General features: G+C 66.0%; 22 protein-coding genes. 6 read left to right on the forward strand and 16 right to left on the reverse strand.

Annotated features, from left to right (window positions below; translation table 11 throughout):
• Positions 1-40: 40 nt before the first annotated feature.
• Both pheS and ACP7BH_RS13945 read right to left on the reverse strand, forming a co-directional pair.
• Positions 41-1,117, reverse strand: coding sequence for a phenylalanine--tRNA ligase subunit alpha (gene pheS, locus ACP7BH_RS13940; protein WP_425986156.1), 1,077 nt, complete (start codon positions 1,115-1,117; stop codon positions 41-43).
• 41 nt (positions 1,118-1,158) lie between these two features.
• Positions 1,159-2,133 carry a polysaccharide deacetylase family protein gene (locus ACP7BH_RS13945; RefSeq protein WP_425986158.1) on the reverse strand — a complete coding sequence of 325 codons (975 nt, stop codon included), beginning with the start codon at positions 2,131-2,133 and terminating at the stop codon, positions 1,159-1,161.
• A 170-nt stretch (positions 2,134-2,303) separates the two neighbouring features.
• On the opposite strand from ACP7BH_RS13945, the gene ACP7BH_RS13950 reads away from it, so the two are divergent.
• A complete protein-coding gene (locus tag ACP7BH_RS13950) occupies positions 2,304-3,932 on the forward strand; it encodes a response regulator (protein WP_425986160.1) in 1,629 nt (542 codons plus the stop codon).
• A gap of 117 nt (positions 3,933-4,049) precedes the next feature.
• On the opposite strand, the gene rplT is transcribed toward ACP7BH_RS13950, so the two are convergent.
• The 3 genes from rplT to ACP7BH_RS13965 form a co-directional block, all read right to left on the reverse strand.
• Entirely contained in the window at positions 4,050-4,403 is a 354-nt protein-coding gene (gene rplT / locus ACP7BH_RS13955; RefSeq protein WP_135193771.1) for a 50S ribosomal protein L20, read from the reverse strand.
• A gap of 55 nt (positions 4,404-4,458) precedes the next feature.
• Positions 4,459-4,656, reverse strand: a complete 198-nt coding sequence (rpmI, locus tag ACP7BH_RS13960) for a 50S ribosomal protein L35 (protein ID WP_135193772.1) — start codon at positions 4,654-4,656, stop codon at positions 4,459-4,461.
• Positions 4,657-4,819: 163 nt separating this feature from the next.
• Complete coding sequence (locus ACP7BH_RS13965) at positions 4,820-6,121, reverse strand: MFS transporter (RefSeq protein WP_425986162.1); 1,302 nt, start codon at positions 6,119-6,121, stop codon at positions 4,820-4,822.
• Positions 6,122-6,277: 156 nt separating this feature from the next.
• Here ACP7BH_RS13965 and ACP7BH_RS13970 point away from each other — a divergent pair, with 156 nt between their 5' ends.
• Positions 6,278-7,030, forward strand: coding sequence for a hypothetical protein (locus tag ACP7BH_RS13970; protein ID WP_425986164.1), 753 nt, complete (start codon positions 6,278-6,280; stop codon positions 7,028-7,030).
• Between the two features lie 141 nt (positions 7,031-7,171).
• Here ACP7BH_RS13970 and infC read toward each other — a convergent pair whose 3' ends face one another.
• Complete coding sequence (gene infC, locus ACP7BH_RS13975) at positions 7,172-7,693, reverse strand: translation initiation factor IF-3 (protein WP_135193774.1); 522 nt, start codon at positions 7,691-7,693, stop codon at positions 7,172-7,174.
• 124 nt (positions 7,694-7,817) lie between these two features.
• Positions 7,818-8,855 carry a glycosyltransferase family 9 protein gene (locus ACP7BH_RS13980; RefSeq protein ID WP_425986166.1) on the reverse strand — a complete coding sequence of 346 codons (1,038 nt, stop codon included), beginning with the start codon at positions 8,853-8,855 and terminating at the stop codon, positions 7,818-7,820.
• On the opposite strand from ACP7BH_RS13980, the gene ACP7BH_RS13985 reads away from it, so the two are divergent.
• Complete coding sequence (locus ACP7BH_RS13985) at positions 8,854-9,597, forward strand: alpha/beta fold hydrolase (protein WP_425986168.1); 744 nt, start codon at positions 8,854-8,856, stop codon at positions 9,595-9,597. The two genes, ACP7BH_RS13980 and ACP7BH_RS13985, sit on opposite strands and share 2 nt — an antisense overlap.
• A gap of 148 nt (positions 9,598-9,745) precedes the next feature.
• Here the strand turns inward: ACP7BH_RS13985 and aguB are convergent, their stop codons facing one another.
• The 5 genes from aguB to ACP7BH_RS14010 all read right to left on the reverse strand — a co-directional run bounded on the left by aguB (position 9,746) and on the right by ACP7BH_RS14010 (position 17,439).
• Positions 9,746-10,609 carry an N-carbamoylputrescine amidase gene (gene aguB, locus ACP7BH_RS13990; RefSeq protein ID WP_425986169.1) on the reverse strand — a complete coding sequence of 288 codons (864 nt, stop codon included), beginning with the start codon at positions 10,607-10,609 and terminating at the stop codon, positions 9,746-9,748.
• Complete coding sequence (locus ACP7BH_RS13995) at positions 10,606-11,613, reverse strand: agmatine deiminase family protein (RefSeq protein ID WP_425986171.1); 1,008 nt, start codon at positions 11,611-11,613, stop codon at positions 10,606-10,608. Before ACP7BH_RS13995 ends, aguB begins: the two co-directional genes overlap by 4 nt.
• A 164-nt stretch (positions 11,614-11,777) precedes the next feature.
• The gene (locus tag ACP7BH_RS14000; RefSeq protein WP_425986173.1) at positions 11,778-14,456 is read right to left on the reverse strand and encodes a TonB-dependent receptor; all 2,679 of its coding nucleotides are present in this window, start codon (positions 14,454-14,456) and stop codon (positions 11,778-11,780) included.
• A 178-nt stretch (positions 14,457-14,634) separates the two neighbouring features.
• Positions 14,635-15,990 carry a capsular biosynthesis protein gene (locus ACP7BH_RS14005; RefSeq protein WP_425986175.1) on the reverse strand — a complete coding sequence of 452 codons (1,356 nt, stop codon included), beginning with the start codon at positions 15,988-15,990 and terminating at the stop codon, positions 14,635-14,637.
• A 297-nt stretch (positions 15,991-16,287) separates the two neighbouring features.
• Positions 16,288-17,439, reverse strand: coding sequence for an OmpA family protein (locus ACP7BH_RS14010; protein ID WP_425986177.1), 1,152 nt, complete (start codon positions 17,437-17,439; stop codon positions 16,288-16,290).
• A gap of 154 nt (positions 17,440-17,593) precedes the next feature.
• Here ACP7BH_RS14010 and ACP7BH_RS14015 point away from each other — a divergent pair, with 154 nt between their 5' ends.
• Positions 17,594-18,502 (forward strand): SDR family NAD(P)-dependent oxidoreductase, encoded by a 909-nt coding sequence (locus ACP7BH_RS14015; protein ID WP_425986179.1) that lies wholly within the window; start codon positions 17,594-17,596, stop codon positions 18,500-18,502.
• Positions 18,503-18,682: 180 nt separating this feature from the next.
• Positions 18,683-19,885 carry an acetyl-CoA C-acyltransferase gene (locus ACP7BH_RS14020; protein WP_425986181.1) on the forward strand — a complete coding sequence of 401 codons (1,203 nt, stop codon included), beginning with the start codon at positions 18,683-18,685 and terminating at the stop codon, positions 19,883-19,885.
• A 213-nt stretch (positions 19,886-20,098) separates the two neighbouring features.
• Here ACP7BH_RS14020 and ACP7BH_RS14025 read toward each other — a convergent pair whose 3' ends face one another.
• The 4 genes from ACP7BH_RS14025 to ACP7BH_RS14040 all read right to left on the reverse strand — a co-directional run bounded on the left by ACP7BH_RS14025 (position 20,099) and on the right by ACP7BH_RS14040 (position 22,594).
• Complete coding sequence (locus ACP7BH_RS14025; protein WP_425986183.1) at positions 20,099-20,662, reverse strand: demethoxyubiquinone hydroxylase family protein; 564 nt, start codon at positions 20,660-20,662, stop codon at positions 20,099-20,101.
• Positions 20,663-20,666: 4 nt separating this feature from the next.
• Positions 20,667-21,212, reverse strand: a complete 546-nt coding sequence (locus tag ACP7BH_RS14030; RefSeq protein WP_409718806.1) for a disulfide bond formation protein B — start codon at positions 21,210-21,212, stop codon at positions 20,667-20,669.
• A 38-nt stretch (positions 21,213-21,250) separates the two neighbouring features.
• Positions 21,251-21,826, reverse strand: a complete 576-nt coding sequence (locus ACP7BH_RS14035) for a YqaA family protein (RefSeq protein WP_425986185.1) — start codon at positions 21,824-21,826, stop codon at positions 21,251-21,253.
• A gap of 66 nt (positions 21,827-21,892) precedes the next feature.
• On the reverse strand, positions 21,893-22,594 hold the full coding sequence (locus ACP7BH_RS14040; protein WP_425986187.1) for a DUF805 domain-containing protein: 702 nt from the start codon (positions 22,592-22,594) through the stop codon (positions 21,893-21,895).
• A 156-nt stretch (positions 22,595-22,750) separates the two neighbouring features.
• Here ACP7BH_RS14040 and ACP7BH_RS14045 point away from each other — a divergent pair, with 156 nt between their 5' ends.
• Entirely contained in the window at positions 22,751-23,386 is a 636-nt protein-coding gene (locus tag ACP7BH_RS14045; RefSeq protein ID WP_425986189.1) for an exopolysaccharide biosynthesis protein, read from the forward strand.
• The last annotated feature ends 103 nt before the right edge of the window (positions 23,387-23,489 follow it).

Genomic DNA, 23,489 nt, shown 5'->3' on the forward strand with positions numbered 1-23,489 from the left:
CATGCGGAGTGCGCGTAGCGGACGTTATGTCGGTCATCATTCAGCTCAGCCCGCTCGCCGGATTAGGAGCGGCGAACGCCGAGAAGCCGTAGTGCGCCAGCCAGCGCGTATCGGCGTCGAACATGGGGCGCAGGTCGGGCACGCCGTATTTCAGCATGGCCAGGCGGTCCACGCCCATGCCGAAGGCGAAGCCCTGATATTCGTCCGGATCGATGCCGCAGTTGCGCAGCACATTGGGATGCACCATCCCGCAGCCCAAAATCTCCAGCCAGTCCTCGCCGGTGTTGAACACCAGTTTTCCGCCGGATCGGTCGCAGCGGATGTCCATCTCGGCCGACGGTTCGGTGAAGGGGAAGTGGTGCGGACGAAACCGCGCCTGCACCTCGTCCAGCTCGAAGAAGCGGGCGATGAAGGTCTGAAGCGTCGTCTTCAGGTGTCCCATATGGATGTCGCGGTCGATCACCAGGCCTTCGATCTGGTGGAACATCGGCGTGTGGGTGGCGTCAGAATCCTTACGGAAGGTGCGGCCCGGCGCGATGATGCGGATCGGCGGCTTCTGGGACATCATGGTGCGGACCTGCACCGGCGAGGTGTGCGTGCGCAGCACCTTGCGCTCGCCCGTCTCGGGATCGGGCTTCAGGAAGAAGGTGTCGTGCATTTCCCGCGCCGGATGTTTGGGCGGGAAGTTCAGGGCGGTGAAGTTGTGGAAGTCGTCCTCGATGTCCGGGCCTTCGGCGACCGCAAAACCCATCTCGGCGAACAGGGCGATCATCTCGTCCATCACCTGCATGGTCGGGTGGACGCCACCCTTGCGACGCGGACGCGCCGGCAGGGTCAGGTCGACGCGCTCGGCCTGCAGCCGGGCGTCCAGTTCGGCGGCTTCCAGCTCGGTCTTCCTGGCCGTGATGGCGGCAGACACCCTGTCACGGAGCCCGTTGATCATCGGCCCCTGTTCACGGCGTTCGTCGGGGCTCATGGCCCCCATACCCTTCAGCAGTCCGGAGACGGAGCCGGACTTGCCCAGGGCGGCGACGCGCACCTCTTCGAGGGCGGCCACGGTTTCCGCGCCGCCGATGGCGTTGATCAGGTCGAGTTCGAGTGTGGCGAGATCGGTCATTTGACCCGTGCCTTAGCGGGCGAAAGCCGTTTCGTCACCCTTCAAGGGGCGGATGCGATGGCCTGAAGTTCTGACGCCGGCGCCTTGTTGGCCGCGACGATCCAGGCGGGCGGTTCCGGCTCCCAGCGGATGGGGCGGCCGTCGGTCGCCATCCAGCGGTGCAGCCACGAGATTCCGTTGGCGCGGACATAGGTATCGGCGTGGCCGTAGATCGGATGGGACAGCGCCTCCTCCAGCGGCACGAAGCGATAGCCGCGCGCTAGATACAGGGCGTGGATCTGCGGATAATAGGCCTGGTTCAGGGTGTTGGCGTGCAGCAGCAGGATCTGGGCCGGCTCGCGCCCGCCGGCGACCTCGGCGCTGTAGGGTTCGAAGAACTCCAGCACCGTGGTCATGTGCGCCACATAGGCTTGGCCGATGCACCGCATCAGGGCCTTGTCGCCCAGTTGCTCGGCCTTGCGATAGACGTCGGCGAACATCCAGTCGTTGTTATCGATGGTCACCGGCGCGACCGTATAGCCGCGCTGGGCCAGGCCTGCGGCGATGGCATCGTGCTTCTCCGGCGTCTCGCCGGTGAACAGATAGGGATGGCGGAACCAGCGCAGGCGCTGCCCCCGCGCCTCCAGCACTTCACGGACGACCGGCGACCCGGCGTCCACATCGGCCAGATAGGCCTCGGCCGTCGTGCGGTGGATGTTGATGTGGCTGAAGGTGTGGTTGCCCAGGTCCAGTCCGCCGTCTAGCCAGATGTTCAGGATGCGCGGCAGGGTCGCGTCGCGTTCGGCGTCGCACATCCGGCCCGCATTGACGAAGGCCGCGCCGTGGGTGTCCAGCGGCTTCAGCATGGCGACGAAGTCCTGGGTGATGGCCATCATCCGCGCCGGATCGCACAGGGTCGCCTCGTCCGCCTGGAACGGAAGATCGTCGAAGGTGACGGCGACGCGTCGCTCCAGCGCGACGGCGGGGTGGGCCAGGGCCAGAGCGAGAGCCAGGCTGCAGATCAGGGTGCGCATCATGGCGCGAGGCTAGCGGCGAAGCGCGCGTGGGGGAACGTTCATTCGAAATTGTGCGATTTCCATCCGCTAACGGATCGACTGTCGAAAACCCGCCGCGAAAGGTTCATGAACGGCAAAGCTGGCGTTAAATATCAGCCGCTAAGCAGGCCTCCGAACGGGTGGGGACCTTGATGCCGCGTATCGGTGACTTCGTTGATTTGATCGCGCCGGTGGCGCCGTCCACGCCCGGCGCGGATGTGTTCGAGCGGTTCCAGACCGAGCCCAACACGCTGGCTCTGGCCGTCGTGGACGACGACGGCCGCCCGGTCGGCATCATTGAGCGCAACGCCTTCACCCTGCGGATGGCGGCCGAGTTCGGGCGCGCCCTGTACGCCAGGAAACCGGCCGAAAGCCTGATGGACCGCAACGCCCCCGTGGCCGATGCGGCGACCAGCGCAGAGGCCTTCTTCCAGGCCTATGGGGCGGCGGAACTGGGCGCCCTTTTGAGCGGCTTCGTCGTGGTGGCGGACGGCCGCTACGTCGGCGTCGGCACGGCCCTGCAGGTCGTTCAGGCCGGAGCGGCGCTTCACCGCCAGCGCGCCGAGGAGATGAGCGCCCTGGCGCGCGACCTGGCCCTGGCCGAGGCCGAGGCCGTCGCCTCCAGTCGGGCGAAGTCCGAGTTCCTGGCGGTGATGAGCCACGAAATCCGCACGCCCCTGAACGGGGTGCTGGGTGTCGCCGCCCTGATGGACAAGAAGCTGGAGCAGGAAGAACTGCGCCCCTACGTCCGCACCGTCATCGATTCCGGCCAGAGCCTGCTTCGGCTGCTGACCGATGCGCTGGACATGTCGCGCGCCTCGGCCGGGATGCTGACCCTGGAGGAAGAGCCGCTGAACCTGTCGGCCGTCGCCTTCGACATCGACGCCCTGTGGCGCGCGCGCGCCGAAGAAAAGGCGCTGAGCCTGACGGTTCGCACCGACTTCGAATCCAGCCCCTGGGTCCGGGCGGACGGCATGCGGATCAAGCAACTGCTGAACAATCTGGTCGGCAACGCCCTGAAGTTCACCCAGTCCGGCGGCGTGGTCGCCACCCTGGCCAGTCGGATGACCCGCGACGGTCTAAGGGTCGAACTGACGGTGGACGACAGCGGCCCCGGCGTGCCCGAGGCGGCGGCGGCGACCATCTTCGACCCCTTCAACATCGGCAAGGCCGGGCGCGAGGGCGCCGGGGCCGGCCTGGGCCTGGCCATCTGCCGCCAGATCGCCGAGCGTATGGACGGAACCATCGGCCTCAGCATATCGCCGCTGGGCGGGGCGCGGTTCCACGTCGTCCTGCCGCTGAGCGCCTGCGCGGCCGACGAGGCGGGCGCGACCCCGACCATGGCAGAGCCGACCCCGCATGAGACGCTTCATGTGCTGGTCGTCGACGACAACCCGACCAACCGTTTCGTCGCCGGCAAGCTGCTGGAGATGTTCGACTGCACTGCGGAGATGGCCGAGAACGGCCGCGAGGCGCTGGAGGCCGTTCAGAACCGGCGCTTCGACCTGGTGCTGATGGACATCAAGATGCCGGTCATGGACGGGGTCGCCGCCACCCGCGCGATTCGCGCCCTGCCCGGCCCAGTCGCCCGACTGCCCATCCTGGCCCTGACCGCCAACGCCGACGAGCGCGACGAACTGGACTATATCGCCGCCGGCATGAACGGCGTGGCGCAAAAGCCGATCCAGCCCGACGCCCTGTTGAACGCCATCCGCCTCGTTCTGGCCGGCGCCGAAGCCGAGGCCGAGGCTGACCGCTTGATTGAGGCAGCCGCCGCCTGAACCCACCGGCCCGAACGAAGAACGCCCGCCCCGGAAAACCGGAGCGGGCGTCATTTCTTGCGCTACGCTCGCGACGCGGTCGCTCGCGGCTTGAGCGCGGCCCTTAAGCCGAAACCCTTAAGCGAGGGCGGCGCGAACCTTCTCGGCGACGGCCTTGAAGCCGGTCGGGTCAGCGGCGATCGAGGCCAGGACCTTGCGGTCCAGTTCGATGCCGGCCTTGTTCAGGCCGTTGATGAACTGGCTGTAGGTGAAGCCTTCCAGACGGGCGGCGGCGTTGATGCGCTGGATCCACAGGGCGCGGAAGTTGCGCTTCTTGGTGCGACGGTCGCGATAGGCGTATTGCCCGGCGCGATCGACGGCGGCCTTGGCCGTACGGATGGTGTTCTTGCGGCGGCCGGAGAAGCCCTTGGCCTGCTCCAGAACCTTCTTGTGCTTGGCGTGCGAGGTTACGCCACGTTTTACGCGAGCCATGTCGCTATTCCTTCAAATTCTTTGGGATGGAGATCAGTCGTACAGCGCGCGCCGATCAGGCGTACGGCATGTAGGATTTGATCTTCTTGGCGTCGGCGTCGGCCATGACCTTGGTGCCGCGGTTCTGGCGGATGTATTTCGAGTTGTGGCTGATCAAGCGGTGACGCTTGCCTGCAACGCCCGACTTCACCTTGCCGGTGGCCGTGAATTTGAAGCGCTTCTTGGCGCCTGACTTCGTCTTCAGTTTCGGCATTTCAGTCTCCTTTTTGGAGGGCTACCGCCCTTCGGGCTGCTTGAGCCGTGGGGAGGTGGTCTTCCAGAGTTTAAGAACCGCCCAGGCATGCCTGTTCGCCCGGCGGTTCGGTACGCGAAGGCGCGGCTTGTAGGCGAAGACGCCTGCCGACGCAAGACGTGAGTCAGGACAAGGACTTGGCGGCCATTTCGTCGGCGGCCTTGCCCCGTTGGATCGCCCGTCCGGCATTGATCGCCATGACCGCCGCCGGGATGGTCAGCAGCGCCCCGACCAGGAAGGGCCAGTCGTGCCCCAGGCCGGAAAACAGCGCGCCGGCGATCATCGGCCCGAAGATCCGCGCCACCGAGCTGGAGGCCATGTTCAGCCCCAGCATGGCCCCCTGCCGGTCGGGCGGAGAGGCGCGGCTGATCATGGCCGAGATATTGGGCATGGCCATCGACATGCCGCACGCGCCCAGCGCCATGACCATCGGAATGACCCAGCCCTGAACGATGGGGATGGACAGGGCGCCCAGCTCCAGCCTGGTCGCTGGGAACCAGGCGACGGGCGCCAGCACCTGCAGCACCAGCGAGCTTCCGAACAGCAGCATGCCGACAGCCAGCACGCGCGATTCGCCGAACCGCCGCGCCAGCTTTCCGGCGAAGAACCCCTGGTTCAGGGTCGAGACGATGCCCACGATCATGAAGCTGAGCCCCACCTCGCGCGCCCCCCACTGATAGCGGCTCTCGGCCCACAGGCCGAACACGCTCTCCATCGCCGAAAAGCCCGCCATATAGATCAGGGTCACCACCAGCACCCGCGACACCACATCGTTGTCGCGCGCATCCTTCAGCCCCGCCAGGAAGGCCGGGCGCGGCGCGGCGGGATCGGCCTTGGCCCGGCTCTCGCGCAGGAAGACGATCACCCCCACCGCCGCCACGGCCGCCAACGCCGCCGCCAGGAAGATCGGCAGCTGGTATCCAAGACGCCCCAGCTGCGGCTGGGTCAGCAGCCCGCCCAGACCCGGCCCGACGATGAAGCCCAGGCCGAAGGCGGCCCCAATCAGCCCCATCCGTCCCGCCCTCTGCTCCGGCGGCGTCACATCGGCGACATAGCCTTGGACCGTCGAGATGTTTCCCGCGCCCAGGCCGGTGAACAGCCGCACCGCGATCGCCAGCCAGATGTTGGGCACGAAGGCCAGCATCAGATAGCCCAGCGCATTGGCGATCAGGGTGATCAGCAGCACGGGCTTTCGCCCGATCCGGTCCGACAGCCGCCCCCAGAACGGCTCGGCGAAGAACTGGCCCAGCGAATAGGCCGAGAACATCAGCGTGATCTGCCACGCCTCGGCCTGCAGGCTCTGGGCGAAAAAGGGCAGCAGCGGCACCACCAGCCCGAACCCGACCAGATTGATGAAAACCGTGGCGAACAGCACGGCCAGCGCCGGGGTCTTCAGCTTGGGCGGGGTCGTCGGTGTCGCGGTCATGAGCAAACGCTTAGCGCGACGTGCTGCGCCTAGCGAGCGGTTGTTGAGCTCGCCCGCATCTCGTTGCGTTGGAGCGTTCCGACTTACCGCTTGCTTAAATCGAACACTGATATATCTCTACTTATGGTTGTATTTTGCAGCCAAGGAAAACGACACATGGGTATTTTTGATTGGCTGAACGTAGGCGGCCAAGTGGTCGACCTGGCGTCAAATATCGCAGGGCTTCTGTCCGAGGATTCGGATGAGGCCAACGGCGCGAACTACGATCTTGGGTCCGTCGTATTCGCCCTCGACCAAAACCAGCACACCTGGGTCGGCAATCCGACGGCTAACGACATGCTTATGATGATGTCCCAGACGCAGTTGCAGGCCGGCAGCGCTCAACCTGGCACCGCCACGACGCCGGTGCTGATTTCCGCCAACGGCGGCAACGACATCAGCCAGCCAATGCAGTTGTATCAGAGCGGCGGAACGTTTGCGGTCGCACCGATCAGCAGCACGTCGGACACGCTCACCAATGCGATCAGCTTTGCGATTCGCTCGGTGGCGATCGCCTCGACTGTTTCGATCGTCAACGGCGTGACGGCCAATGGCGGCCGGCAAGCCGACGGCACCTGGGCCTTCACGATCAAATCCACGGGCCCCACATTGACTGGTGGAACGATCACGGTGACCGACCAGAACAATGTCACCGCGTCGGCTCAAGTGACGTTCACCAACCCCGGCACGGCCCAGGACACCAGCGACGGCACAGCCATCCTGCCCGAAAGCCTGCTTCTTTCGCCGACCATAACGGCGCTGGAAATCGTGTTGGAGATGAGCAGCGCCGACGTTCGCGCCCTATCGAAAGCATCGGCCAGCAAGCCTTTGAAGGACATCCCCGTCTTCAAAAACCTGAAGCCGCGTTAGACCCTAACCGGCGTACAACGCTTCGGGATTTCTCGACGCTGCGGAGCCTTGCTCAAAAAGAAAGGACTGGACGCCTCGCGCGTCCAGTCCTCGTTCTTTTGAAGTCTCAGGGCCTTGATCGCCCCAGGCCATGGATCGCGATCAGCGCGGGGCGAGGATCATGATCATCTGGCGGCCTTCCATCTTGGGCGAGAACTCGACCTTGGCGATTTCGTCGAAATCGGCCTGGACCTTGTTCAGCAGCTTCATGCCCAGTTCGGGGTGCGCCATTTCGCGACCGCGGAAGCGAAGCGTGACCTTGACCTTGTCGCCCTCGTCGAAGAAGCGGTGCATGGCCTTGGTCTTCACCTCGTAGTCGTGGGTGTCGATGTTGGGGCGCAGCTTGATTTCCTTGAGCTCGACGACCTTCTGGCGCTTGCGCTGCTCGGCCTTCTTCTTCTGCTCCTGGAAACGGTGCTTGCCGTAATCGAGGATCTTGACCACCGGCGGCTCGGAGGTGGAGACGATCTCGACCAGGTCCATCCCGGCTTCTTCGGCGGCTTCGAGCGCGGAAGAGGTGGGCATGACGCCCTGTTTCTCGCCGTTCTGGTCGATGAGCAGAACGCGAGGGGCGCGGATATCCTGGTTCATACGCGGCCCGTCTTTCACGGGTGGCGCTTGCATGGGACGGCGAATGGGCGTCGTTTCCTTATGTGGTCAGAGAAGGCGTGTGTCTTGATAAGCGGAATGGCGCAGCTTGCGCCACGCTCCCCTCAAGGCCGCAATATGCGCCCGGAAGGCCGGTTTTTCAAGGCTTCGCGGGCGGGGCGCCGATATAGGCGTCGTGCAGCGCCAACACCGCCTCGAAGACGTGATCCACGCTGAGATCCTCGATGGGCGCGAACTGGCCGCGCGTCTCGTTGGACGCCGCCGTGCGCGTCTTTGGCCCCCACGGACCATACAGCCACCACTCGGTCGGACCGAACAGGCCCAGCGTCGGCCGTCCCAGCGCCGCCGAGACGTGCATCAGGCCTGAGTCATTGCCGACGAACAGATCGGCCCGGTCGATGGCGGCGGCCGAGGCCAGGATGTCGCCCTTGCCGACGAAGTCGATGCCGCGCGGTCCCGCCGCCTCCAGCGCCGGGGTCGCCGGCGGTCGGTCGCCGGGTCCGCCCACCGGCATGAAGCGCCAGCCGTCGAAGCGCGCCTCGGCCTTCAGCTTCTCGACCAGGGCGCCCCAGCGGTCGGCGGGCCAGCTCTTGCCCGGCTGATGGGCGATGGGGGCCAGGGCGATGATCCGACCGGGACCGGCCCCGTCCGCCAGCTGAGGATCGATGACGGCGGCGGCCTCAGACCGCGCCTGATCGTCCAGGAATATCTCGGGATCCAGCGGCGTCTGCGAGCCCATCAGGCGCGACACCATCTCGACCTTGCGCAGACCGGTCTCCCAGGAGCGATTATAGACGATGCGCCGCTTGGCCGGGACCAGATAGCTCAGCGCCGACCCCCGGATGTCGATCACCAGATCCCAGCGCGTGCCGACCGCCTGTTTCCACAGGTCGAGCCAGTGGCCGGACATCTTCTTCTTGTCGAGCACGATGGTGCGCACCACGCCCGGCGCATTGCGGAAGAAGGGCGCCGGCGGCCGACCGCAGGCGACGGTGATCTGCGCCCCCGGAACCTGGCGCGCGATCTCGCGGATCACCCCCGACGAGATGACGCAGTCGCCGATGCGGTTGGAGGTGACGAACAGAACTTGGGGCGCGGACATGCGCCTGTAGTTCCGCCATCGCGCGTCGCGGTCAAGGGTGACGGCGGCGGAAAGTCCAGGCAGAACGGCGGCCATGACCGACATCCAGCACCTGTCCCGCCCCGACGGCGAAACCCTGGCCTTCAAACGGATCGAAGGCGACGGCCCGACCGTGGTCTGGGTCGGCGGCTTCCGCTCGGACATGGAGGGGACCAAGGCCCTGGCCCTGGACGCCGCAGCGCGCGAGCGCGGCTGGAACTTCATCCGCTACGACCATTTCGCCCACGGCCAGTCGTCGGGCGACTGGCGCCAGGCCACGATCGGCCGCTGGCGCGAGGATGCGATCGCCCTGATCGACAGCCTGTCGGGGCCGGTCATCCCGGTCGGGTCGTCGATGGGCGGCTGGGTCTCGCTGCTGGCGACCCTGGCGCGGCCGGAACGGATCAAGGGGCTGGTCCTGATCAACCCGGCCCAGGACTTCACCGAACGGCTGATGTGGCCCGGCCTGGCCGACCACGAGCGCCAAGCCATCCTGCGCGAGGGCGAGACCCTGATCGTCGAGGAGGGCTTGGGCGAATACGTCCTGACCCGCCGCATGTTCGAGGAGGCGCGGGACTGGCTATTGCTGGACGGCGTCATCGACATCGCCGCGCCGGTCCACATCCTCCAGGGCCGCGCCGACGACGTGGTGCCCTGGCGGCATCAGGTCGAACTGGTCGAGCGGCTGACCGGGGGCGACGTGCGGCTCGACCTGATCGAGGGCGGAGACCACCGGCTTTCGACGCCGACCGACCTCGACCGCCTGGTCGCGGCGGTGGAGGGGATAAGGCAAACATGATCCTCCCCCGAGCAGCGTAGCGAAACGGGGGAGGGGGACCGCCGTCAGGCGGTGGAGGGGGCGACCCCAAACACCGGCCTTTGGCCCGCCCCCTCCACCATGCTTCGCATGGTCCCCCTCCCCCGCTGCGCGGGTGAGGATCGAAGAGTCAGCCCTTACCCGTCAGCGCCCCATACAGATCCGTCCGCCGATCGCGGAAGAAGCCCCAGGCTGCGCGATACTTGTCCAGCTCATCCAGGTCGAAACGGTGCACCAGCACCCCCTCCTCCTCGGCGCCCAGTTGCTCGACCAGTTCGCCCTGCTGATCGGCGATGAAGGAGTGGCCGTAGAAGGTCTGCCCCGTCTCCGTGACCGTCTCATGACCGATCCGGTTGGCGCCGACGACCGGCACGGCGTTGGACACGGCATGGCCCTGCATGGCGCGCCGCCAGGGCTCGGCCGTGTGAAGCTCGGCGTCATGCGGCTCGGTGCCGATGGCGGTCGGATACATCAGGACGTCCGCCCCCATCAGCATCATCGCCCGCGCCGCCTCCGGGAACCATTGATCCCAGCAGATGCCGACCCCGACCTTGCCGAAGCGCGTGTTCCAGACCTTGAAGCCGGTGTCGCCCGGCCGGAAATAATACTTCTCCTGATAGCCGGGGCCGTCGGGGATATGGCTCTTGCGATAGATCCCCAGAGCCTCGCCGTCCGCGTCCAGCATGACCAGCGAGTTGTAATACTGGGGCCCGTCCCTCTCGAAGATCGAGACCGGAATCGCCACGCCCAGCTCTTTCGCTACCGGCGACAGGGCGGTGACGCACGGATGTTCGCGCCATTCATAGGCCTGGGTGAACCAGTGCTCCTCCTGCGAGACGCAGAAATACGGCCCCTGGAACAGCTCCGACGGCAGGATCACCTGCGCGCCCCTAGACGCCGCCTCGCGCACGAGGTCGACGGTCTTGGCGATGTTCGCCTGCATGTCCTCGCCATACGAGGTCTGGATGCCGGCGACGGTGATGTTGCGGGTCATGCGGGCTCCTGCTGGGAAATGCAGTGGAACGAGCCGCCGCCGGTCAGGATGGCCTTGGACGGCAGGGGAATGATCTCGCGGTCGGGGAAGGCTTCCTTCAACGCCTTGCAGGCCATGTCGGCTGCAGCGTCGTCGCCATAGGTCGGCACCACCACGGCGCCGTTGGCGATCAGGAAGTTCATGTGGCTGGCCGGAATCGGACGTTCGTCCTCGTCCAGAACCAGACCCGGCGACGGGATCCTCAGCACACGGAGCGTGCGCCCCGCCGCGTCGGTCATGCCCGACAGATCGCGCGCCGTGGCGTCATAGACCTCGGCGTTCGGGTCGTTCCGCCCCCAGGCGACCGGGCAGGCGACGACGCCCGGCGCGACGAAGCGCGCCAGGTTGTCGACATGCCCATCGGTGTGGTCGTTCAGCAGACCGTCGCCCAGCCACAGCACGGCCTTGGCGCCGATGGCCGTTTCCAGCGCAGCGGTCCCGACCGCCTCGTCCTGGTTCCAGGCCGGGTTGCGGTTCGGGTTCAGCAGGCACTGGCGCGTGGTCAGGACCGTCCCCTCCCCGTCGTGATCCAGCGACCCGCCCTCCATGACGAAGTCGTTCCAGGTCAGGGCCACGCCCGAATGTTCGCCGATCTGGCCGGCGACCAGATCGTCGCCCGGCATGTCGTATTTCCCGCCCCAGCCGTTGAACCGGAACGCCGCCGCCGTCTTCGATCCCGCGCCGAAGATCGGCCCGGTGTCGCGCAGCCAGATGTCGCCGAACTCGCCCGCCACGACCTCGACATTCTCCACCCCGGCGAACCGCGCCTGGGCGTCCGCCAGCACCTCGGCCTTGCCGACCATCAGCTTGACCTGCTCGCGCCCCGGCCCGGCCAGCGCCCGCACCAGCCCCTCGACCTCGTCCTGCGCCTGTTCCAGCGCCTCGAACCAGTATTCCGCATGGCTGGGCCAACCCACCCACATGGCGCGGTGCGGAGCCCATTCTGCGGGGATGAAGGCGGTCATCGGCGAACTGATCCTGTCTAGAGTTCCGGCGGGACGTCCGGGACGAAACGCGAGCCGCGGCATATGGCCCCTCCCGCCCCCGACTTCAACGCCGGGCCTGGACGCCAAAGAAAAAGGGCGGCCCGCGAACGGACCGCCCTTCGTCGTTTCAGTCTGTCGTTCGCTTAGAACTTCAGGCCGACCGTCATTTGCACGGTGCGCGGCGAACCGAGCGAGTAGGTGCGGGCCAGTCCGCCACGCAGCGGGACGCGGGGATCGCTGCTGACGACAGCGGCGAGACCGTTGTTCCCTTGCGAGATGTTGCCCAGATAGTCTTCGTCGAACAGGTTGGTCACGTTCAACTGAACATAGGCGCCCTGGATGGAGATGTTCGGCAGGTCGTAGCGAACGTCCAGATCGGCGACGACATAGGACGGCGCCACTTCATCGTTGACGTCGGTGGCGAAGCGATCGCCGACATATTTGGCTTGCAGGCCGACGTGGAAGTTCTCGGTCGGATCCCAATCGACGCGGGTCGAGAAGGTCCAATCCGGCGTCTCTACGACCTTCTTGCCCTGGGTTTGCAGGAACTGCGGGATTTGCAGAGCCGCAGCCGGAGCCGTCGGGCAGGCCGGGGTGGAACCGGCGACCTGGTTGGCGCTGGTGCAGGCGAAGTTGCCGAGGAACAGGTTATCCTGCAGTTCGCTGTCGTTGTACGAAGCGGACGCATTGATCGTCCATTGCTCGTTGAGGACATAGCCGATCTGGGCATCGACGCCCTTTTGCTTCACGGCGCCGACGTTGCGGTCGACGCTGAAGCCGAAGGTCGGCGAGGTGATGTCGTTGTCCAGCGACGAGACGATGCGGTTTTCGAACTCGGTGTACCAGACGGCGACCGAACCGATGACGCGGTCCGAACGATAGCGGTAGCCGAGATCGTAGGTCTTGGTCGTTTCCGGCTGAACGGCCGAGAAGTCGATGGCGTTGGTCGTCGGGTTACGAACGGGTTGGTACAGGTTGTCCGTGCGCGGAACCGAGATGCCTTCGGCATAGCTGGCGTAGACGCTGTTGCCACCGCCGAAGCGATAGACGGCGCCGAGGTTAGGCAGAACGTCGTCGAACTTAACCGTCGCCGCGTAAGGTGGGATATAGGGCGTGGTGCCGGTCGAGGCGAAGGTGACGTTGCCGTTCGCGAGCGTGCTCGCCACAGCTTCGGTCGTGCATCGCACGGTCGAGCTGCCGTTTTGCGAGTAGCAGTACTGGTTCAGCTCGCGTTCGAAGAAGGGCGCGCGGACACCAAGGTTGATCGTCAGGGCGCGGTCCAGGAACTCGCCGACATATTCAACAGCGACCTGGTTCAGCTGGGCGATCGAGAAACGATCACGGCTGCGCAGGATGGATCCGTCACGACCGACGATGCGCGCATCCTTGTCGCCCCAACGCTCCTGACCCGCGAACGGATTGCTCGGCTCGCTGTCGCGACCGAAACGGATCGCTTCGCCGGTCTGGCGGTGACGTCCGTAATCCAGGGTATAGGCGGCGCGCAGACGCTGGGTGTCGGTGATGTTCCAGATCAGCGAGCTGGTCAGGCCGTAACGGTGGGTGTTCGTGTTGCTCGGCGTATACAGGCCCACGTTGTCGCAGCTGTCGCCGTCGCCGTTCAGATCCACGCCGGTCGCGTTGAAGGCGGCGGTGGCGCACTGGGCGTTGGTGATGGCCGACAGGCCGGTCGCGCTGTTGTTGTTGGTGCGGTTCTGGTCGAGGCGATCGTCACGCTCCTGGAAGAGCGTGTAGCCGCCGCCGTTGGCGATCGTGTATTGGAACGAAGGGTCGATCGTCAGGCGGATTTTGTCCGTCAGGCCGTAGCTGAACTGACCGCGGATGTTGCCCGTGTTGGACGGGTTGATGCGCAGGCCGTGGTAGTTGGTGCAGCTTCCCAGCGCCGTGGAACCGTCGCTCAGAACACGCTGGCTCTGGGTGTTTTCATCCTGAACCGTTCCGCCGACGCCGAGCGGAGTGACGCAGGCGATGTCGTTCTCAAGGAACGAGTTGTTCTCGAACTGCGCCTTGGTGATCAGGTTGTTGTACTGGTTGTTGCGGTTGATGTTCCAGTGCGCGGCGATGCTGGCGAAGTTGCCTTCGCCCAGATCCTGGTACAGCTTTCCGTTGAACTGGGTCTTCTCCAGTTCGCCCGAACCCTTGAACTTGTCGTAGTTCGTATAGGAAGCCGTGAGGTAGGCCGTCGTGCCCCAGGGACCGAACTCACCGGAATCAACCCGTGCGAACATGCGCTTGTAGTTGAACGAGCCGATCGCCGTATTGATCTGCAGGCCCCGGACATCCAGCGGCGTGGAAGACCGATAGGCGATGGTGCCGCCCGTGGCCGAAGCCGTCGGGCTGTCGACGTCGGCAGTGCCCTGGTTGACCGTCGCGCGCTCGATCAGTTCTGAATCAAGCAGCTGGTTCGTATAGGCGGCGTAGTTGCCGGTATCGTTCAGCGGCATGCCGTCGAAGGTGATGGACACGCGGTTGCCGTCGAAACCACGCAGACGAATGTTGCCGCCCGAGTTGCCGTACGGGTCGGAGTTTACGAAGTTCAGGCCGGGAACCAGGTTCAGGCTTTGCAGGATGGTCTGACCCGACGCCTGCGTCGAGATGAACTCTTGGTTGATGCTGGAGCGGGTTTTCGGAGCCGTCTCAGCAGTCACGCCTGCGATGGCGCGAGGCGCGCGAGTGCCGGTGACGACGACTTCCTGGACTTCGGTGGCTTCCGTGCCGGTCGATTGGGCGGAGGCGCCGCCTGCGAAGGCGAGCGAGCCGACGAGGGCGGTGGTCGCCCAGATCAGGCTTTTGCGAGTTATCATTACATCTATCCCCAGATGGACGGCGCGAATGGCCTGGGCGGCAAGCGGCCATCGCCTGTCGCAATCCAGCCCCCTCTAGGACTCATGTTGAACCTTGGGACGACAGTTATGTAACAGCAATATGACAGCGCCCTGGGAGTGGTCTTGGCGCCACACCTTTCGTGCCGGCGTCGGGCGCTCAGTCCGAGATGCGTTCGAAGACGTCCACGATGCCGCGCGCTGTAGGAAGGATCGCATGAGGCTCGTGGAAGTTTCCGTTGACCTGGCTCTGGGCGATCACATGGGCGCGGAAACGGGTGAACAGTGCGGTGTCGGGCGCTTTGGGCGCGGACCAGAAGGCGTCGATCGGCTGCTGGTCGGTCAGCCCCTCGAAGTCGAAGAAGGCGTCGCCCATCACCTTGACCGGCGTGTGGAAGCCCAGGGCCGACAGGGCGGCGCTGGAGTTGTTGACTACCATACCCTGCGACGCGCGGCACAGGGCGGCCAGGTTGCCGCCGTCGATGAAATCGACGCGACCGGCCAAGCCGTGCTCTTGCGCCAGTCGCGTCGTCACGACGCGCAGATTCACAAGACCCGGATCCAGCGGGTGATTCTTGACGACAAGTCGTGTGCCAGCGGGAGCGTTTGCGGCGAAACTCGCGATAACAGCCTTCAGAAAAGCTTGGTTATCGACGTATTGCGAATATCGCAGAAGTTGGGCGTCGCCCTCGCGCTGCAGGCAGGCGATGAAGAAGTCCCCGCGCGCCTTTATGACATCGGCGTCGTAATTCTCGACCCTGCGGAACGCCAGGCCGACATAGCGACGGATATGGCCGAGGCACTGTTTCAGCGGCGAAAAGACGTAGGGTGCAGCGTAACGGGGGAACAGCGCGCCGCCGATGATCTGGGCAGCGTGATAGGCGCTGATATTGGCCACATGGTGCGGCAATATCTTGCCGATGGCGATCGGTTCAGGAACTGGCGGCGCGGGCTCGGGATAACCATCGCGGAAGCGCGGCAGGGCGCTGGAGCCGTTGACGCCATTCCGCTCGACCGTCACCCAATCGGGGCGGAAATAACCGTTCTCCAGCACCCAAACCCTGCAGCCCAAGTCATCGCAGGCCGACAGGATGGCGCGATTGTAGGGACCTGCCTCACCGAACAGGACGAGGTCGGTGAACTCCGGCGCGAGGGTTTCGAGACGATCAACCCACTGTTCGGGCGCATCCTTGAAGGCGACCCCGCCCTGACGCCGCCAGTTGAGCGCGTCGCCGGCGTTGAAAATCATGCGCCTGACGCTGGCCCCGCGCTCTTCGAGTACTGCGGCCAAGGCCATGCCGAACGAACCGAACGGAGCGGATACGATAAGAAAACGGCGGCCGGCCAGCGGCTTGGTGCGATCCAGGTTCGGGAATGCGGAGACGACCGCCGAGGGCGAGATCTGCGACGGACGCGACCGGTGCAGCGCATCGGGCCGCGCGGTCTCGGCCCTCAGCCGGTAACGCCGACGCCGGCGCGCGGAAAGAAGCCTGGAAGGCGAGCGCAGATCGGCCATTAAGCCAGACCATGCTCTGAAAACGCGCGACCGTCGAGAAGGCGCGTCGCGGCCCCTTCACAATCATGACGTTTGCGGACGGAGATCATCTCCGCCCTTTTGTCGCGGCGAGCCGATGGGATCAATCGAAATCGGCGCCACCCACGACGTTGATCCAAGCGGGGCTTTTGGCTTGGCTTTTCAGCATCAAAGCCGCCGCCACCCAGAGGATGACGACGGCTCGATGTCTTCTGATCGACAACTTTCATCGTTCTTCGGTCGCCGGCCCGGCATGCCAGGCCGGCTTCCTGAAGAGACTTAGAAGTTGATGTCGATGGTCGCGCGGCGGTTGAGCGGCTCTCGCACACCGTCGGCGGTCGGCTTGGCCAGGTTGGTCTCGCCCTTGCCGTCGAGGGCGATGACGCCGCCGTTGACGCCTGCGGCAACCAGCGAGTCCGCGACGGTGCGCGAACGGCGGTTGGACAGACCCAGGTTATAGGCGGCCGAACCCGAGGTATCGGTGTAGCCGACGATCACGACGCGCGTCGGACGACCCGACTTGGCGTAGTTGGCGGCCTGCGTCACCACCGAGCGGGCTTCCGCGGTCAGGTCCGAGCGATCCCAGTCGAAGTAGACGACGAACTGGCGAGCGACCGGGGTCTGAGCGACCGGCGGCGGGGGCGGCGGCGGCGGAGGAGGCGGCGGGGGCGGAGGGGGCGGAGGAGGCGGCGGCGGTGCATCTTCCGCACCGAAGCTGTAGCGCAAACCCAGGGTCACGGTGTGCGACTGATCGTAGTCGCCGTCCCATTCGCCGAACTGCGTGGCGCCGGCGCCCGTGCCGACCGTCGTCGAGGCGAAGCCAGCATCGCCCGTCAGGTAGCGGTAGGTCAGGTCGATGTTGGTGCGGTCGCCCACAGCCCACGCCAGACCGGCGATCGCCTGAGCGGCGAACTTGGTCGAGTCGTCATCGGCCGTGAAGGTCGCGCCGCGGTTGGCGCGCAGGTTGCCCGTCAGGTCAGTCTTGACGCGGTTCACACCGGCGCCCAGACCGACGAAGGGACGGATGCCCCAGGCTTCGTAGCCGAAGTCATAGATGACGTTCGCCATCAGGGTCATCGATTCGATGTCGCCTTCAGGAGAGAAGCAACCGCCCGTGGCCGGGGTGAAGTTGCAGAGACCCTGCGTGCCCGACACGGCGCGAACCGTGCCGACGTCGCCCGAGCGGTAGCCGCCTTCGAGTTCCGCACGCCAGTTGGGGTTGAAGCGATAGCCGAGACGGGCGAACGCCGCCCAGCCGTCGTTCACTTCATAGTTCCACGACGCGCCGGTCGTGGACGACTCGGCGTTGATGTCGTCGATCATGTGGTAACCGGCGTCGATGGCGCCGTACCAGCCATTGGGTTCTGCCGATGCGGCTCCGGCTGCGAACAGCCCGGCTGCGGCGACAGAGGCGAGAAGTTTAAGCTTCATAGCTTCCTCACTGTGTGAATTGCGCGAAGCTGCGCATTAGCACAGCGTTCCCGAGCCGAACGGCATGGCTGGCGTCCGGTTCCGCTCTCGGATTAGGATTGTGACGACTGTGGCGCCGTTTCAACACCTTGGGCGCCGGCGAAAGGGAACGATTATGGCGATGCGGTTCGACGGACAGGTGGCGATCGTGACGGGCGCGGGCGGCGGCCTGGGGCGCGAGCACGCCCTGGCGCTGGCGGCGCGCGGGGCCAAGGTGGTGGTCAACGACCTGGGCGGCGCCCGCGACGGCTCGGGCGGATCGGCCAGCGCCGCCGAGGCCGTGGTCGCCGAAATCGAGGCGGCGGGCGGCGAGGCCATCGCCAACGCCGCCTCCGTCACGAACTATGCGGCGGTTCAGGCCATGGTCGATCAGGCGATGGCGAAATGGGGCCGGATCGACATCTTGGTGAACAACGCCGGCGTCCTGCGCGACAAGAGCTTCGCGAAAATGGAGATCGAGGATTTCCGCTTCGTCGTCGATGTGCACCTAATGGGGGCGGTCAACTGCACCAAGGCGGTGTGGGAGATCATGCGGGGGCAGAACTACGGCCGGATCGTGATGACCACCTCGTCGTCCGGCCTGTACGGCAACTTCGGCCAGGCCAACTATGGCGCGGCCAAGATGGCCCTGGTCGGCCTGATGCAGACCCTGTCGATCGAGGGGGCCAAGAACGACATCCGCGTCAACTGCCTGGCGCCCACCGCCCACACCCGCATGACCGAGGATCTGGGCGCGGCGCTTCCGCTGGAAGCCCTCTCCCCTGCCCTCGTCACGCCGGGCCTGCTGTATCTGGTCAGCCGCGACGCCCCCATCCGCGCCATCCTGGCCGCCGGCGCCGGCGGGTTCGAACGCGCCTATGTCACCCTGACCCAAGGCGACTTCATTACCGGCGAGGATGCGCCGGAACAGGTCGCCGCCCGCTTCGACGCCATCTCGGACCGCACCGGCGAGATCATCCCGGAAATGGGGGCTGCCCAGGGCATGATCGAACTGACCAAGGCCCAGAAGGCGCACTCTTCTTAGAGGGCCTATCGCGCTGCGCGCTACTTGAGGCCAGTTGTCGATACGACGCTTGCGTTGACGTGGCGGCAGGCGCCTAACTTCCTTCCAGAGGAAACCGGCCTCAAGCAGCGCGAAGCGCGATAGGCCAAACAAAAATGGGCTCAAGTAGCCCGAAGGGCGATAGGCCCAGGAGAAAAGCTCATGCGCGAAGCCGTCATCGTCTCCACCGCCCGCACCCCCATCGGCCGGGCCTATCGCGGGACCTTCAACGACACCCAGGCCCAGCAGCTGGGCGCCCATGCGGTGAGGCACGCGGTCCAGCGCGCCGGCGTCGATCCTGCCGAGATCGAGGATGTCGTCATGGGCGCGGCCCTGCAGCAGGGCTCGACCGGCACCAATGTGGCGCGCCAGATCGCCCTGGCCGCCGGCCTGCCCTCGACCGTTCCGGGCATGAGCCTGGACCGCCAGTGCGCCTCGGGCCTGATGGGCATCGCCACGGCCGCCAAACAGGTGGTGTTCGACCAGCAGAAGATGGCGGTCGGCGGCGGGCTGGAAAGCATCTCCCTGGTCCAGAACCAGCACATGAACCTGTACCGCGGCAAGGACGAGGCCCTGCTGAAGCTGGCGCCCCATATGTATATGTCGATGCTGGAGACGGCCGAGGTCGTGGCCCGGCGCTATGGCATCGACCGCGACCGCCAGGACGAATATGCGCTCCAGTCCCAGCAGCGCACGGCGGCGGCGCAGGCGGCGGGCCGTTTCGACGCCGAGATCGTGCCGATGACCACCTCCATGCTGGTCACGGACAAGGCGACCGGCCAGACCTCATCGAAAGAGGTGACCCTGTCGAAGGATGAAGGCAACCGGCCTGAAACCACCCTGGAAGGCCTGAAGGCGCTGAAGCCCGTGTTCGGCGCCGGCGAGGAAATCCAGCAGGGCGAATACATCACCGCCGGCAACGCCTCACAGCTGTCGGACGGCGCTTCGGCCTGCGTGATCATGGAGGCCGGCGAGGCGGTGAAGCGCAACCTTCAGCCGCTGGGCGTCTATCGCGGCATGGCCGTCGCCGGCTGCGAACCCGACGAAATGGGCATCGGCCCGGTCTATGCGGTGCCCAAACTGCTGAAACGCCACGGCCTGACGGTGGACGACATCGGCATCTGGGAGCTGAACGAGGCCTTCGCCGTCCAGGTCCTGTATTGCGCTGAAACCCTCGGCATTCCGATGGACCGACTGAACGTCTCGGGCGGCGCCATCTCCATCGGCCACCCCTACGGCATGTCCGGCGCCCGCATGACCGGCCACGTCCTGATCGAGGGCAAGCGCCGCGGCGCCAAATACGGTGTCGTCACCATGTGCATCGGCGGCGGCATGGGCGCGGCCGGCCTGTTCGAGATTTTTTGATTTCGTCTTTCGTCATCCTCCGGCAAGCCGCTTGCGGCGCAGACCGGAGGACCCAGCGGCGCGCGAGAGCGCGAACCTGTTGCGGACTTTGCGTCTAGGATCGTGCGGCGCACAAATCGCCTACGGCGCCGCTGGGTCCCCCGGTCTCGCTACGCTCGCCGGGGGATGACGAAAGAATAGACCACCAGGTCAAGGCAGAGGGTTACGACGGCCTTAAACCCGTTCGCTGATCTTGATCGCCGCCTTGCACCCGACCTTGATCACCCCGCTCAGCAACCGATAGGCCGGCGCCTCGCGGCTGCCGTGTTCGATGGCGTGGTCGTGGTGGGCCAGCTCCTCGTCCCGGAACTGTTTCAGCTCAGCGGCCAGGGCCGGATCACGCTCGCCGATCTCGGCGATCTGGTCGGCATAGTGTTTCTCGATGACGCTCTCGACCGCCTCGGTGCAGGCGTGGGCCGCCTTCTCGCCCATCAGGGCCGTACCGGCGCCGAGCGCCGAGGCCGCGATCCGCCACAAAGGCGTCATCACTGTGGGCCGCACCTGCCGCTCGTTCAGCAGCCGGTCGAAGCGGGCCAGATGCACCGCCTCCTGGTCCTGCATCTCGCCCAGGTCGCGGGCGATTTCGCCCCTGCCCTTGCGCCCTTCGAACACCGCCTTCTGCGCGCGATAGATCAGGACAGCGGCGTATTCCCCGGCGTGATCGACCCGCAGGATCTCGTCCATCCGCGCCTTGTCGGCGCCGCGTCCAGGACGGGGAAGAGGAATGGAGCCGTTCATTAGGTCAGGCCTTTTCGATACGGGGCGCGCGGGCGTCCTTGGGGCGTTTGGCGGCCAGCAGGCTGAACACCGCAAGCGCGGAGGCGACGAGGGCGTTCCATCCGGCCATCGACAGGCCCAGCCAGCTCCACGCCACATCGCCGCAGCCGATCACCTTGACCACCGGCCCTGTGCCCATGGCCAGGGCCGTCAGACTGTCTAGATCGACCGACCCGCCGACCGACGAACAGGTCGCGGGCAAGGCCCACCATCTGTATTCGCCGCCCATGTGGAAGATGGCCGTCACGGCCCCAGTGGCGAAGACGGCGGCCAGCAGGAAGGCGGCGATGCGTGGGGTTCCCCGCCGACTGCCGCTGATCAGGGTCCAGGCCGTGGCGACCGCCGCCACCGCGACCGCGCCCCAATAGGCCTCGCGCTGCTTGAGGCACAGGTTGCAGGGCTCCAGCCCGCCGAACCGCTCGAACGCATGGGCCGCGCCCAGCATGGCCAGCGACGCGGCCAGGGCGAAGGCGGTCCACCAACGGGTCAGAAGGCGATAGGCGTCGATCATTGCGAAAAGTCTTACCCCTCCCCAAGCCTTACGTCGACTTACAGAAGCTTCACGGCGACGATCAGTCCGACCAGGCCCACGATGCCGATCACGCTCCACAGCGCCAGCCGCTTTTCGACCTGCTCCAGCATGGCCGGACCCCAGCGTTTCAGGATCCACGCCTCCAGGAAGAACCGCCCGCCGCGCGTCACCACCGACGCCGCAATGAAGACCGGAAAGCTGAACGCCGCCAAGCCCGAGGCGATGGTCACCAGCTTGTAGGGGATCGGCGTCAGCCCCTTGATCAATATGACCCACAGCCCCCACTGATCGAACCAGGCGCGAAACTGAGCCAGCCCGTCCGAATGGCCCAGCAGCCGCATCATCGCCAGACCCAGATCGGTCAGGAAATAGCCGATCGCATAGCCCAGGATTCCGCCCAGCACCGAGGCGACGGTGCAGACGCCGGCATAGAAATAGGCCCGATCCGGCCGCGCCAAAATCATGGGCGCCAGCATCACGTCGGGCGGAATGGGAAAGAACGAACTCTCTGCAAACGACACCACAGCCAGGGCCTTCGTCGCATGGCGGCTGCGCGCCAGATCGAAGACGCGGTCATAGAGTTTGCGCAGCATATGGGTCCCTTCGGCGGCGCTTGCTCCCTAGCAAGCGCCATCCGCTCCGTCACGGCGCGACGCGGCTCAGGTGCGTTTGCCGAACGGGCGGCTGGGGACAATGCCCGGGTCATAGACCGGCCGGTCCCAGGTCGCTGCGGGCGCCGGTCGCGTGGGCGCGGCGTTTTGGGCCATGCCGCGACGGGCCTCCTCGAACAGGGCGTCCAGCCGCGCCTCGTCCAGGCTCGGCGCCTCCACCTCCCACCCGCCGCCGCCGCGGGGATCGGGTCCGTATGCGTTGTCGCCCGGCTCGCCGGGCAACAGCGTCAGCACGACAAGCACCACGCTGCAGATCTGACCCACAAGCAGAACGAGACCGGCCCCGCCCAGGCTCGCCATCAGGGCTGGCACGGCCTGGGCGGCGTCCACGCCTTGGGCCGCATGCTGAATCAGGCCTCCAAAGGCGCCGATCACCATGACCAAAGCCACCACGTTGGGCGCCAGCAGCATCAGCCACCAGGCGGACTTGCCGCTGTCGTGAAGCCGCCGCACCAGAACGGCGTAGTTGGGGATCAGCAGGCCCAGCGTCATCAGACACAGCAACCCCACGCCGCCCAGCGCCAAAGCCCCGCCGACGCCGGGGTCGTCGGCCCTACCCCCCAATGTCGTCAGCAACAGCACGAAGCCTGCGGCTGCGGACTGCACGATCATGAAGCCGAAATACTCACGCCGGGACGCGCGTCCCCGGAAGTCGGCATAGCGAAGAAGCGGTCGCAGCAGGATCGACATGACGGCTCGCGAGGGGTGGAAAACCAACGCTATCTTACCGCGTCCGCGTAAAATACGCCTGAACGGCCAAGGTTAAGGGGAACATCCGTCGCGATGCGGGGATTGTGCGACATCGCATCGCTCGCGACACAGGCCCCAGCGCCCTACGGAACCCCCATGACGCCCACCCCCTCCCCCGAACAGCAGGACGACGTCAGCCACAACGTCACCCGCCTCTTGCGGCGGCTGGCCGACGACGGCGGCGACGCGGGCCTGACCCTGCACGAAATCCGCGACCGGCTGGACGAGCGCGCCTATGGGCTGCTGATCTTGCTGCTCTCCATCCCCTGCCTGGTGCCCGGCCTTTACGGCGTGCCGCAAGTCGTCGGTCTGATCGTCATCCTGCTGGCCGGCCAGATGCTGGTCGGGCGCGAGGAGCCGTGGCTGCCGCGCTGGTTCCTGAACCTGCGGTGCAAGGGCGCCTGGTTGAAGGCCATGGCCGATTTCGCCGAGTCGAAACTGGGCTGGATCGACCGGCTGTCGCGCCCCCGCCTGCGTCGCTTCGCCGACGGGCCGGGTGAGAAGCTGGCGGCCGTCTTCATGATCCTGGCGACGCTAACCATCGTCATGCCCCTGACCAACACCATCCCCTCGGTCGCCCTGGCGTTGCTGTCGGTCGGCCTGATCCAGCGCGACGGCCTGTTCGTTATCGCCGGAGCCGCCGTCACCACCGTCTGGCTGACGATCTTGGGCGCCTTGGGAGCCGGCCTGCTGATGGGCGCGGAATGGGCGACGCGCTGGCTGCCGGGCTGACGCTTCTTCGAGGCAAGCGCCGCCTTAGATGTCCAAGATTTAACGGGCGCTCGGCCGGCATCCAGTGAATGGTGAAGCGGTCGACCGACGGTCGATCCTTCTG

The sequence above is a fragment of the Brevundimonas sp. TWP2-1 genome, assembly GCF_049897645.1.
GTDB lineage: Bacteria > Pseudomonadota > Alphaproteobacteria > Caulobacterales > Caulobacteraceae > Brevundimonas.